Below are 13495 nucleotides of genomic sequence, written 5' to 3' on the forward strand. Positions count from 1 at the left end.
TCATTTATTTGCTTTGCGAGAATTGATCGATTTTTTCTTTTAACTGGGTGCAGATTTCATCAATTCTATTGGGGTCAATAATGACGTTGCCATCTGGCTCAGTTATGTAAAAGGTGTCTTCTACGCGTTCTCCAAGTGTGGCGATTTTTGCTTTATGAAGCATAATGTTATGTGTCATAAAAAACTGTCCAATCATGGCCAGCAATCCAGGTCTATCAGGCGCGATGACTTCTAGGGCGGACCAGACTTCTTCCGGCTCACTTACTAGTCTAACGCTTGAAGGTGCGTTGAAAATCTTTAAAATTCTTGGTGTATATCGTTGGATTAAACTCTCAAATAATGAAGGGGATTTGAGTTGTTGGATTAAGGTTTCTCTAATAAGAGATATGCGCTCTTTATCAAGATACAAATTGGGGGCTTCATCATTATCATCCATAACAACAAAGGTGTCTAAGCTGTACTTTGTTGTCGATGTACTGATTTTCGCATCAAGAATAGTGAGTCCTAATTGTTCTAGCGTTGCTGCGATTACGGCAAATAGATGGGCCGTGAGCGGAGTATAGACAAAAATCTTGCTTGCGCCGGAAAAATTCCGACCGCCTAAGGGGCTAATTGCAACAAGTGGTTTTTCGCTCGGAGAATGCTTTAATATGGCTTCCGTGTTCCAGGCGATTTCATCACCATTTGAACGAATAAAATATTCTTCTTCAATATTATCCCATATATTTTCTGCATCAATAATATCAACATTACGCTCTATCAAAAGTTCAAGGGCTCGCTGCTTGTGTTCATCACTAAGCATCTCTGCGTCGATCGGTGAATCTAAGCCTCGTCTCAGCGCCCTTTTAGTTTCAAGGTAAAGTTGGCGCATTAGTGACGCGCGCCAGCTGTTCCACATGGTTGGGTTGGTCGCATTAATGTCTGCAACCGTTAAAATAAAGAGGTAATCAAGATGTTCTTGATCTTTAACAAAGCTTGCAAACTCCCATATCACTTCAGGATCTGAGATGTCTTTTCTTTGCGCAATGACCGACATCTTTAAGTGATGTAAAACAAGCCATACCACAAGTTCTGTGTCGTGTTTGTTAAGACCATGGCGAATGCAAAATTCTCTTGCATCTGTGCAACCTAAAATGGAATGATCACCACCACGACCTTTCGCAATATCATGATATAAGCCTGCAATATACAAGAGTTCAACTTTTGATAGATGTCTTATAGCTTGAGAGGAGATGGGAAATTGCTGTCTTGCTTCAGGCTGAAGCATTTTTCTGAGGTTTTCAACTAACTGTAATGTATGAGCGTCTACAGTATATATATGAAATAAGTCGTGTTGCATTTGACCTATTATGGCGCCAAATTCAGGTAAATAACGCCCAAGTAAGCCAATGTGCTTCATGGATCTAAGTAAAGACGTTAGGTTGTAAGGGCTGGCAATAATGTCCATAAATAGAGCAGTATTGACGGGGGCGTTTCTGAATTCATCATCAATCCTATCTAAGTTGTCTCTTAATGCCCGCATGGTGCTGGCACGCATGCCCTTAGTCTCTTCTAATGTGCCTAATATGACGTAAATTTCGAGCATAGAGGACGGCGTTGTTGAGAATGTGTTTGGATCGCGTAGTTCTAATTGACCGTTAAAGGTTTGAAACCGGTCATTGATAATGGTGATGTTGGCGTGTTCATCAAGATCTAAAAAAGACTCTTCAAAATGTTGTAGAAGCATGTCGTTAAGTTGCTGTATTGCGGCCACACTTTGGTAATAGCCTTGCATAAAGCGCTCAACATTGCGTTTTAGGTCATCGCTGTTGAAGCCAAATAATTGCGCTAAGGTTCTTTGGTGGTCGAAAAGTAAACGGTCTTCTTTTCTACCGGTAATGGTATGGAGGGCCCATCTTATGCGCCAAAGGTTGCCAACCGCACCTTTGATTTGCAAATACTCATCTTCTGAAAGAAAGGATTTTTGCACGAGCTCTCTTAGTCTATGTGTTCCTAAAAGGCGTTTTGCCACCCAATCAATTACCTGGATATCCCGAAGGCCTCCAGGGCATTCTTTTAAGTTGGGCTCTAAATTGTAGGCTGTATTTTGATACTTTTCGTGTCGGAGCTTCTGCTCTTCTAGCTTGCTTTGGTAAAAATTGTGGCCGTCCCACATGATTGTGGTATCTATTTTGGGTTTTAGTGTCTCCAGTAGATCAGCAGGATCATAAAGCGGCCTGGCTTCAATTAAATTAGTAATAATGGTTATGTCTTCACTGGCTAAGCTGACACACTCGTCAATGGTTCTAACACTGTGACCTATATCTAAATTGATATCCCAAAGAAACGTGATGAAGGACTCAAGCGAAGCGTTAAGCTGGGAGTCTCTTTCTTTCAAAAGAATAAGTACATCTATATCCGAGTTTGGGTGCAGTTCACTACGACCATAACCACCTACAGCAATAAGGCTGATATTGTCGTTATTGTCTAAGTTGTTTGCTATCCAGATTGCTTTTAAGATTTCATCGATAAGCAGCGCTCGACCTTTAACCAGCTTTTCAATTGGGTATAACGTGTTAAATAGGTCATTATAAATGGCTGTTTTTGATTCGAGTATTTGCTTGTAACGATTTGCGGAGCAAAGAGGATTTGTAAGTTCAATTTGCTCTTCAGGTGTTAAAAGCGGAGGTGTGTCTGGAAAAACGGGGAACTCCATGCAGTAGCCTCTAAGATCGGATGTAAAGTCGCATTGAAAAATGCGCGATGCGTCTCCTAAAATAAGTTCGCACCGCGATCATAACGTATATATGATTTAAAATGGTTCGCCAGGTCGCTTTGTTAATACTTCAACTCCCTCTGCAGTAACCAAAAGAGAGTGTTCGTATTGAGCCGACATGCGGCCGTCTTTTGTTTTGGCGATCCAGTTGTCAGGACCGGTATGTTTTACCTGCTTTTTACCCGCGTTGATCATTGGCTCAATTGTGAAGGTCATGCCTTCCTCTAGAACATAGCCCGTACCAGGTTTCCCATAGTGAGGAACTTGAGGTTCTCCATGGAATGTCGTGCCTAATCCGTGACCACAATATTCTTCAACGACAGAGTAATTATTTTTGTGGGCATGAGCTGAGATGGCTGCACCAATATCGCCTAGGCGAGTGCCAGGTTTTACCATTTTAATGGCTAAGTAGAGGCATTCCTGAGTCACTTTACAGAGTCTCTGCAGATGCACAGGGGCGTCACCAACAAAAAACATTTTACTGGTATCACCATAATAACCATCTTTAATAACAGTAATGTCAATGTTAACGGCATCGCCTTTTTTCAAGGTTTTTTTAGAGGGGATACCATGACAAATTACATCATTAACCGATGTGCAGATTGAGTTGGGAAAGCCGTGATAATTAAGGGGAGCAGGAATACAACCCTGTTCAGTAACCATGTAGTTGTGCGCAATAATATCAAGTTGATCCGTTGTTACGCCAGGTACAACATATTCTTCAATCATTAAAAGAACGTCTGCGGCTAACTTGCCTGCTAAGCGCATACCCTCTAAATCGGCTATATCTGTAAAACGTGTTGCGGCTTTTCTAGGTGTGGCCTTGGGAACTTCTACGCGACCATTTACAGTCAATTCTTCAATTTTTTTTAGTGTTTCGTTGCTCATAGTCTTATATAGATTTTAAAGTGAATATGACAATCATTCTACATCACTTATGGTTGAGAATCCTCCCTATTCTCTATAAAAAAATACCATTTAATGTTTGAAAATGCCCTCTAATGCTTTTGGTTCTGTCTGTTTTATGGTATAAAACGCCCGCTTTGTGAAGAATGACAAAATTCAAACAAAAGCATAATTCATTATATTAACGACCTTGCTGCTGTTGAGTAAGGCTTCTAGGGTGCCAATGGTTGCTTTAAACCTTGTCTGGCTGAAGCCTTTAGTTGGTAAGCGATAATAACCCAAATATTTAAAGGATAGTAAAATGCCTACAGTTTCTATGCGCGACCTGTTATTGGTTGGATCTCACTTTGGTCACCAAACTCGTTACTGGAACCCAAAAATGAAACCTTTCATTTTTGGCGCTCGTAACAAGATTCATATCATCAACTTGGAGCACACTGTTCCAGCTCTTAACGATGCATTGGCATTAGTTAAGAAAATGGCTGAAAACAAAAACAAAGTTTTGTTTGTTGGTACTAAGCGTGCTGCATCGAAGACAATTAAAGAGCAAGCGGCTCGTTCTTCTATGCCATACGTAAATCACCGTTGGTTAGGTGGTATGTTGACTAACTACAAAACCATCCGTGCTTCTATCAAACGTTTGCGTGAACTTGAAGGTCAAATGACTGATGGTACATTCGAAAAACTGACTAAGAAAGAAGCGTTGATGCGTACTCGTGAGCTTGAAAAACTTGAGCTTTCTATGGGTGGTATCAAGGATATGGGCGGCTTGCCAGATATTCTTTTTGTTGTTGATGTTGATCATGAGCGTATTGCGATCAAAGAAGCAAACAAGTTAGGTATCCCTGTTATCGGTATTGTTGATACTAACAGTAATCCAGATGGTATCGATTATATCATCCCTGCAAACGATGATGCGATTCGTGCGGTACAGTTGTACGTTACGGCATTCGCGGATGCTGTTCTAGAAGGTCGCGGTGCGGCAGCTGGTACAGCCGATGAGTTTGTTGAAGTAAACGAAGCTGCTGAAGTTGAAGCTAATTAATAGCTTGCTCTAGTTTCGAAAGGGGGGGCATCGCCCCCCTTTTTTAAATTTGAATTCGTATTTGAGAGGATTGAACATGGCAGCAGTATCTGCAGCATTGGTAAAAGAGCTTCGTGAACGTACTAGTCTTGGCATGATGGAGTGTAAAAAAGCACTTGTTGCTGCTGGTGGCGATATCGAAGCGGCAATTGAAGAGCTTCGTAAAACAAGTGGTATGAAGGCCGCTAAAAAGGCTGGTCGTACTGCCGCTGAAGGTGTTATGGTTTTGCGTCTTGCAGAAGATAACTCTTATGGCGTTTTGGTTGAAGTAAACTCAGAAACAGACTTCGCTAGTCGTGATGCTGGCTTCATTGCTTTTGCAAATAAAGTGGCTGACGTGGCTTTTGAAACAAAAGAAACGGATGTGGCCGCTTTGCTAACGGGTGAAATTGGCCAATTGCGTGAAGCACTGGTTCAAAAAATTGGTGAAAACATCTCCCCTCGTCGCATTGTAGTAATTGAAGGCGGTTTGGTTGGTGGTTATTTACATGGAAACGGTCAGATTGCTGTATTGACACAGCTTGACGGCGGTGACGCTGAATTGGCTAAAGACATTTCTATGCATGTTGCTGCTGTATCTCCGCGCGTTGTACGTGGTGATGATATGCCTGCTGACGTGCTGGCTAAAGAAGAAGAGATTATTCGTGCGCAGCCTGATATGGCAGGCAAACCAGCTGAGATTGTTGACAAAATGATCGTTGGCCGTATGAAGAAATTCTTGGCTGAAAATAGCTTGGTTGAACAGCCTTTCGTTAAAAACCCAGATGTTAAAGTGGGTCAATTAGTGAAAGACGCTGGCGCTACAATTACGTCTTTCATTCGCTTAGAAGTGGGTGAAGGTGTTGAAGTGGCAGAAGTTGATTTTGCGGCTGAAGTTGCTGCACAGCTTAAAGGCTAATTCTTAACGAATTCGTCTATTTAAAAGGGGCAGCTTGACTGCCCCTTTTTATAGCTATCACTTTCATATTTCGTTAAATGTTTAGTTTGCTAAAATTATTCCCAATCAGAGGTGAGAATATGCCTAAAGTTAAAAGCGCACAATACAAAAGAATCCTGTTGAAACTCAGTGGTGAAGCTTTGATGGGGGATGAGAAGTTTGGTATCGATCCTAAGGTCTTGAATCGCATTGCTTTAGAAATCGGTCAACTCCGTGGTATCGGTGTCGAGGTAGGAATTGTAATAGGTGGTGGTAATTTATTTCGTGGTCAGGCATTAAGTGAAGCGGGTATGGACCGGGTGACCGGTGATCATATGGGGATGTTGGCAACAGTAATGAATGCGTTAGCAATGCGTGATGCGCTAGAGCGAGCAAATATCGCGACGCGTGTCATGTCGGCAATTACCATGACAGGTATTGTTGAGCCCTATGATAGACGTCGAGCGATGCGTTTGATGAAAGAAGGTGATGTTTTAATATTTTCAGCGGGTACGGGTAATCCATTTTTCACCACTGACTCTGCCGCCTGCTTACGTGGTATTGAAATTGATGCGGACGTTGTTTTGAAGGCAACAAAGGTGGATGGCGTGTATTCTGCTGACCCAATGAAAGAGCCTGATGCTGTAAAATATGATACTTTAAGTTATGATGAGGTATTAGAAAAACAATTAGGGGTCATGGACTTAACGGCCATTTGTTTGACAAGAGATCATCATATGCCTGTGCGCGTATTTAATATGAATAAACCTGGTGCGTTGATCAACATCATGGTTGGTGGTGATGAAGGTACAGTAATTAAGTGAGGTTATTATGATTAACGAAATTCTTAAAGATGCCGAAAACCGAATGGCAAAAGCGGTATCATCAGTTGAGACGGCATTTAAAAAAATTCGTACAGGGCGAGCTCATCCGAGCATTCTTGATCCAGTAAAAGTGAACTACTATGGTTCAGAAACTCCCTTAAACCAAATTGCAAATATCACAGTAGAAGATGCTCGTACTTTAGGTATTTCTCCATGGGAAAGTAACCTAGTACCAGAGATTGAAAAAGCCATTATGAAATCTGACTTGGGGTTGAATCCGTCAACAACAGGAAACTTGATTCGTATACCTATGCCGGCTTTGACAGAAGAAACGCGTAAAAACTACATCAAGCAAGCTAGAGCTGAAGCTGAAAATGGTCGTATAGCTATTCGTAATATTCGTCGTGATGCGAATGGTAGCTTAAAAGACTTGGTAAAAGAAAAAGAAATTTCTGAAGATGAAGATCGTCGTGGACAAGATCAAGTTCAAAAAATGACGGATAAATATGTCTCAAGTGTTGATGAACGTTTAACGCTAAAAGAAAAAGATCTAATGGAAATCTAACGTGATTGGCGGGGCGGTGTTTTTATGTCCCGCTTTTTGCATTTGATTGGATAATACTATGTCTCAAACTTCCACGAGCGATTATGTCAGCTCTCTTGCTCCAGCTCATATTGCTATTATTATGGATGGTAATAATCGCTGGGCAAAGAAGAAGCTTTTGCCTAGCGTCGCAGGACATAAGGCCGGTGCAGGAGCTGTTCGTCGAACAGTTGAAGCGGCCGCAGAAGCTGGGGTTAAGGTTTTAACCTTATTTGCTTTTTCTAGTGAGAATTGGCAGCGGCCTAAAGTTGAGGTTGAAGGCTTGATGTCGCTCTTTATGCGTTCTCTGAAAAAAGAGGCAAAACGGTTAAAAGAACATAATATTCGATTGAGAGTAATTGGTGATTTATCTCAATTTAGCACCGCGCTACAAGAGCAAATTAGATTGTCTGAATCAGAGACAGCATCAAATGTTGGCATGTCTCTAATCATTGCCGCCAATTATGGCGGGCGTTGGGATATTACACAAGCCGCAAAGCGCTTATGTCAATCTGTTTTGGAAGGAGAAATTTCAATTGATGATATCGATGAAAAAAAAATTGGTGAACACATTCAGTTAGCCGATTTGCCTCCTCCTGACTTACTTATTCGAACGTCGGGTGAAGAGCGTTTGAGTAACTTTTTACTTTGGCAAACGGCTTATTCTGAGTTTGTTTTTTTACCTGTTCTTTGGCCTGATTTTGATAAGACGCATTTTGATGAAGCTCTGTCTGTTTATCATGGTCGTCAACGTCGATATGGTGGACGTTAATTATGTTATTACCAAGAGTATTGAGTGCCATTGCGATGGTATTGGCTTTTCTATTCGGGTTGTTTGTTTTAGATAAAACAGGTTTTATGCTGTCTCTTGGGTGTGTTGTTATGATTGCCGCTTGGGAATGGGCTCGTTTATCCGACCTACTTACTCAGGTCGGTCGCCTCGCGTTTGCGGGCATGACTGGTACCATGCTTTATGGAGTCCATATTTTTTTCTTGGAACCTTATGTTTTGTATGTGGCCCCTTTTTTATGGGGGGCGGCATTGTTTTGGGTATCTCAGTATCCAAAAGAATCATTATGGAAGCATTCAACGGTACGACTTATTTTCGGCATGACCATACTGGTAACAACCTGGTCGGCTTTTGTTGTATTAAAAGATCACACGAATTTCATAACGTGGATTCTGTTATTAATGGGACTTGTTTGGGGGGCTGATACCGGTGCTTATTTTGCTGGAAAACGTTTTGGTAAGACAAAACTAGCTCGTCATGTCAGTCCTGGAAAATCATGGGAAGGCGTATGTGGCGGTATTTTATTAACTCAATTTGGCGTTGTTCTTTTTAGTGTCTTACAAGATTTCTCACTCGTTTCATGGTTGATGTTATCTGTGATTTCTTTGATTACAGTTTTGGTTTCTGTGTTAGGTGATTTAACAGAGAGCTTGTTTAAACGCCACACAGGTGTAAAAGATTCCAGTCAACTTATCCCTGGGCATGGTGGTGTATTAGATCGTGTGGATAGTTTGACATCAGCCTCTCCAATTTTTGTGATACTTCTCGGGGTAGCTGGGTGGTTGTGAAACAGTCAATTTGTTTGCTTGGGGCGACAGGGTCTATTGGGGACAGTACCTTAGATATCATTCGTCAACACCCTGAAAAATTCTCTTTGTTTGCCGTTGCTGCGAATACAAATGTAGGCAAGATGGCCTATATTTGCGACACTTTTCGACCGAAGGTTGCCGTGATGGGGGACTCAGAATCTCGAGATGAATTAGCTCGTCGTTGTAAGGGCCTTGACATTCAGTTTGAATGGGGTGAAGAGGCCATGTGTCGTATCGCTTCTGCTGCAGAAGTTGATCAGGTTATGGCCGCTATTATGGGCTTTGCAGGGTTAAAGCCGACGCTGTCGGCTATTCGTGCGAAAAAGCGTATTTTATTGGCCAACAAGGAATCTCTGGTAACCGCGGGTAAGTTATTTATGGATGAAGTGGCTCGCTACGGAGTGACTTTGATGCCTATTGATAGTGAACACAATGCTATTTTTCAATGCCTCCCTCAGGATGATCATGGTTTCAGTAAATCCCATGTATCAAAACTCTTGTTAACGGCTTCAGGCGGCCCTTTTAAAGATTGGTCTTTAGAGGATATGAAGAAGGTGACGCCGTCTCAGGCTTGTAACCATCCAAATTGGTCCATGGGGCAAAAGATTTCAATTGATTCCGCAAGCTTAATGAATAAAGGGTTGGAGTTAATCGAGGCTTGTTGGTTGTTTGACATGACGCCCAATGATATTGATGTGGTTGTGCATCCCCAAAGTATTATCCACTCTATGGTTTCCTACGAAGACGGATCTGTGATTGCTCAAATGGGAGTGCCAGATATGAAGGTGCCTATTGCTTATGGTATGTCTTGGCCAAATAGAATTACGACAGAAGTGGCTCAATTGAACTTAATGGATGTAGCCACTCTTGATTTTAGTCAACCTGATTTAGTGCGTTTTCCGAATTTAAAATTGGCGGCTGATGCTTGGTTTATGGGTGGAACCGCCATGGCCCATTTAAATGCCGCAAATGAAGTTGCGGTTGACGCGTTTCTAAAAAAACAAATCGGCTTCTTAGATATTGCTACTATAAATGCTCGTGTTTTAAACGAATTGCCAGTCTTTCCGGTTACTGATTTGGCAAAGGTTTTTGAAGGCGATAGAATAGCGCGCAAATTAGCGCAAACCTTCGTTCAATCTGGGAAATATTTGTGATTCAAACCATTTTATCTATTGCCGTTGCTTTGGGTATATTAATTACCTTCCACGAGTTTGGACATTATTATATTGCTCGTCGTTGTGGTGTTAAGGTACTGCGTTTTTCAGTCGGTTTTGGCAAACCTATTTATACTTACGTTAATAAACAAGGCACTGAGTTCACTTTGGCCATGATTCCCCTTGGTGGTTATGTACGCATGCTTGATGAAAGAGAGGGCGATGTTGCGGCTAACGAAAAACACTTAGCATTTAATCAAAAAAGTGTGTCACAACGGTTTTTGATTGTGGCCGCGGGTCCTTTGGCTAACTTTATTCTCGCTATCTTCTTTTATTTTTGTGTTGCTTTAATGGGACTTCAATCTCTTAGTCCAGTGGTGGGTTCCGTCGTTGAGGGATCGCCTGTGTCCGCTTTGCAAATTGGCCCTGGGAATGAGGTTGTTAAGTTAAACAACCAGGAAGTGAGGTCATGGGAAGAGATTAATCTAGTATTAGCTTCTTTAGTCGGTCAGAGTAGCACCGTTTCAGTTGAGTATTTAGGGGTAGACTCTGGTCGTACTTATACTGAAACAGTCGATCTTTCTGAGTGGTTAAAGGGTGGCGAAATATCCAATTTAATCGCGGCTTTTGGTTTATTGCCTAGGCGTCCTGTTATTCCTGCTGCAATCGATAAGGTTATTGAAAATGGTGCAGGGGATCGTGCGGGTATCTTAAAGGGAGATGAAATTGTCTCAGCTAACGGCGAATTTATAGAGAATTGGCTAGATTTTGTAAATGTAGTTCAAATGAACCCTAATATCGATATACAGTTAGATCTTATTAGGCAAGATGAAGTAAAATCGCTTACCTTAAAGCCTTCTGCAAAAGAGACAGATCAGGGGCTTGTTGGTTATGTTGGTCTTGGGGTGAAACCGGTAGAGTTAGGCGAAAATTGGTATAAAACAATCGAATACTCTCCCTGGTCAGCGATGGTTTATGGCGTGCAGCAAACATGGAAGATGATTAAGCTGACTGTTTTCTCGGTGATTAAAATGGTTAAAGGGCTTATATCAATAGATAATTTGTCGGGGCCTATCACCATTGCTAAGGTCGCCAGTTCATCTGCCGATTCTGGAGTGCAGTCGTTTTTGACGTTTTTGGCTTACTTAAGTGTCAGTTTAGGCGTTTTAAATTTATTGCCTATACCTATGCTTGATGGTGGTCATTTATTGTTTTTTAGTATTGAGGCGATTCGGAGAAAACCTGTTTCTGAACGTATTCAAATTTTTGCCTATAAAATAGGTGCATCCCTTTTATTTACATTAATGGCTGTTGCCGTTTTTAATGATATTGCGCGACTTTAGAGAGGTTGTTGGTGAAGTTTTTTATTGCGTTATTCTTAAGCGTATTAAGTGCACATAGCCTGTCCAAAAATATAGAAGATGTTCGAGTAGATGGGTTGGTTAAAATGCTACCCGCTAAGGCATTTGAAGTTATTGGTTTTCAGCAGGGTCAGGCTTATGATTCCGATCAAGTGCATCAAGCGATCAAGCAGCTCTTTGATACGGGCTATTTTAGTAATATCGACGTTTTAGAAGATGATGGCTTGCTGGTTTTTAACGTTGTTGAGCGTCCGTCTATTGGTGATTTGGTTATTGAAGGCAACGACCTCATTCCTCTAGAAGATTTGAAAAGAGGCTTGAAATCTTCTGGCTTAGAAGTCGGTGAAATTTATAAACCCGATTCGTTGAATCAAATAGAGCAAGAGTTACAGCGCCAGTATTATGCTTTGGGTCGTTACAGTGCCAAAGTGGATTTACAAATAAGCCCAATGTCTCGTAACCGAGTAAAGGTGAATGTGAATATTTCTGAAGGCGCGACGGCAAAAATTGTTCATATTAATTTAGTAGGTAATACCGCCTTTACTGACGAAGAGGTGACGCGTTTCTTTGAATCAAGAGAGACGGGCTTTTTTAATCCTTTCAGCAGCGCAGACGAATACGCTAAGCAAAAAATACAAGGTGATTTAGAGAAAGTTAGAAGCTTTTACCTTGATCGAGGCTATTTAGATTTTAATTTGATCTCAAGTCAGGTCAGTCTATCTGTCGATAAAAAGCATGTCTATATCGTGATCAATATTGAAGAGGGTGCGCCTTACATTATTGATGATATAGCATTAAATGGTAGTTTGATTCTTCCTGAAGATAAGGTTTTAGAACAGGTTACTCAGAAAGCGGGAGACCTTTTCTCAAGAAAAGAAGCCACTTCAACCATGGATCGTATTTCTACCCTTTTAGGCGATGAAGGTTACTTGTTTACGAATGTTAATTTGATCCCTGAGAAATTAGGCGATCATAGGTTGAAACTGACTTATCATGTAACACCAGGTCCTCAAGTGTATGTTAGACGCATTAGTTTTAGTGGGAATAATGAAACCACGGATGAAGTGTTAAGACGGGAAATTACCCAGTTTGAAGGCAGCTTAGCAAGTCATTCTAAAATTCAATCTTCGAAACGTCGCTTAGAGCGTTTGGGCTTCTTTGGAAAAGTTGATTTAAGGACAGTGCCAGTAGCTGGGACAACAGACCAAGTTGATTTAAATATTACGGTTGAAGAACAAGCATCTGGCAGCATCCAAGCAAGCGTCGGCTATTCTCAAGAAAGTGGTACGGTTCTGGGCTTCGGTATTTCCAAGCGTAACTTTCTTGGAACGGGTAATAAGTTGTCTTTTAACGCCAATCGTTCCAATCAATCACAAGAATACAATTTATCTTATGATAACCCATACTTTACAGTGGATGGGGTGAGTCGTGGTTTCGATTTATTTTATCAAGTGAGTGATCACGATGATGATGATGTTGAAGACTATGATCTAGATGTTATCGGCGCCAGTGTTCGTTTTGGTTATCCTTTAACGGACACTCAGCGTTTAAGTTTTGGTGTTACGGTAAAAGAAACAACCGTGGCATTAGGTGCGGCACCATCTAATGAAACCTTTTCTTATGTATCAGAGCACGGAAACTCTTATAACGACCTAATCGGTAATTTAACATGGACAGATAATGACTTAATTGGTGGCGTATTACCTACGGATGGTTATTCAACAAAATTAAGTTTTAACCTTGCTTTACCGGCAGGAGATCAGCAGTACGGTAAAATAGACCTTAATACTCAAAAGTATTGGAATCTAAGCGATTCTAATTTATGGCTGTTTCGTTTGAAAGGACGTGCGGGCTATGGGTTTGGGTATGGGGACTCGGAAGAGTTGCCTTTCTTTGAAAACTACTTCGCTGGTGGTAGCTCTACAGTAAGGGGATTTGAAGGATCGTCTTTGGGTCCTAAGAACTCCTATCCTTCAGGCAGCCTTGAATCACCGTCTTCAATCGGTGGTAATATCCTAATGGCGGCAACGGCCGAGTTTATTTTCCCTCTTCCTATGGTCGAAGATCATAAATCAGTGAGAACATCACTCTTTTTGGATGCAGGTAATGTGTTTACAGAAAATTGCTTCGAAGGAAATGATCTATGTAGCGAAGGCGTTAATTTTAATGAAATACGTTATAGTATTGGTTTGAATTGGACTTGGATTACCCCAATTGCACCTTTATCATTTAACTTTGCCAAATCGCTTAACTCTAAGTCCGGTGACTCAACCGACTTCTTTCAATTTCAGTTAGGTACAACGTTTTAGGGAG

Annotated in this window: 11 protein-coding genes; 9 read left to right on the plus strand and 2 right to left on the minus strand. The window is 41.3% G+C overall.

What is annotated here, in order from left to right; all coding sequences use genetic code 11:
* Positions 1-4 precede the first annotated feature (4 nt).
* Positions 5-2695 (minus strand): [protein-PII] uridylyltransferase, encoded by a 2691-nt coding sequence (gene glnD, locus IEZ33_RS04670; RefSeq protein ID WP_191602546.1) that lies wholly within the window; start codon positions 2693-2695, stop codon positions 5-7.
* Between the two features lie 96 nt (positions 2696-2791).
* Positions 2792-3643 carry a type I methionyl aminopeptidase gene (map, locus tag IEZ33_RS04675; protein ID WP_191602547.1) on the minus strand — a complete coding sequence of 284 codons (852 nt, stop codon included), beginning with the start codon at positions 3641-3643 and terminating at the stop codon, positions 2792-2794.
* Positions 3644-3962: 319 nt separating this feature from the next.
* Between map and rpsB the strand changes: the two genes are divergently transcribed.
* From rpsB to bamA, 9 genes are all read left to right on the plus strand, one after another.
* Positions 3963-4706, plus strand: coding sequence for a 30S ribosomal protein S2 (rpsB, locus tag IEZ33_RS04680; protein ID WP_191602548.1), 744 nt, complete (start codon positions 3963-3965; stop codon positions 4704-4706).
* A gap of 76 nt (positions 4707-4782) precedes the next feature.
* A complete protein-coding gene (gene tsf, locus IEZ33_RS04685) occupies positions 4783-5643 on the plus strand; it encodes a translation elongation factor Ts (protein ID WP_191602549.1) in 861 nt (286 codons plus the stop codon).
* A gap of 119 nt (positions 5644-5762) precedes the next feature.
* A complete protein-coding gene (gene pyrH / locus IEZ33_RS04690) occupies positions 5763-6485 on the plus strand; it encodes a UMP kinase (RefSeq protein ID WP_191602550.1) in 723 nt (240 codons plus the stop codon).
* Between the two features lie 7 nt (positions 6486-6492).
* Positions 6493-7050: a ribosome recycling factor gene (gene frr / locus IEZ33_RS04695; RefSeq protein ID WP_191602551.1), complete on the plus strand. Its 558-nt coding sequence runs from the start codon at positions 6493-6495 to the stop codon at positions 7048-7050.
* Positions 7051-7108: 58 nt separating this feature from the next.
* Positions 7109-7840, plus strand: a complete 732-nt coding sequence (locus IEZ33_RS04700; RefSeq protein ID WP_191602552.1) for an isoprenyl transferase — start codon at positions 7109-7111, stop codon at positions 7838-7840.
* Between the two features lie 2 nt (positions 7841-7842).
* On the plus strand, positions 7843-8646 hold the full coding sequence (locus tag IEZ33_RS04705) for a phosphatidate cytidylyltransferase (protein ID WP_191602553.1): 804 nt from the start codon (positions 7843-7845) through the stop codon (positions 8644-8646).
* Complete coding sequence (gene ispC / locus IEZ33_RS04710; RefSeq protein WP_240009632.1) at positions 8643-9821, plus strand: 1-deoxy-D-xylulose-5-phosphate reductoisomerase; 1179 nt, start codon at positions 8643-8645, stop codon at positions 9819-9821. Before IEZ33_RS04705 ends, ispC begins: the two co-directional genes overlap by 4 nt.
* The gene (rseP, locus tag IEZ33_RS04715; RefSeq protein WP_191602555.1) at positions 9818-11164 is read left to right on the plus strand and encodes an RIP metalloprotease RseP; all 1347 of its coding nucleotides are present in this window, start codon (positions 9818-9820) and stop codon (positions 11162-11164) included. The genes ispC and rseP overlap by 4 nt, the downstream gene beginning before the upstream one ends.
* An 11-nt stretch (positions 11165-11175) precedes the next feature.
* Positions 11176-13491, plus strand: a complete 2316-nt coding sequence (bamA, locus tag IEZ33_RS04720) for an outer membrane protein assembly factor BamA (RefSeq protein WP_191602556.1) — start codon at positions 11176-11178, stop codon at positions 13489-13491.
* The last annotated feature ends 4 nt before the right edge of the window (positions 13492-13495 follow it).

Source organism: Marinomonas algicola, assembly GCF_014805825.1.
GTDB classification, from domain to species: domain Bacteria; phylum Pseudomonadota; class Gammaproteobacteria; order Pseudomonadales; family Marinomonadaceae; genus Marinomonas; species Marinomonas algicola.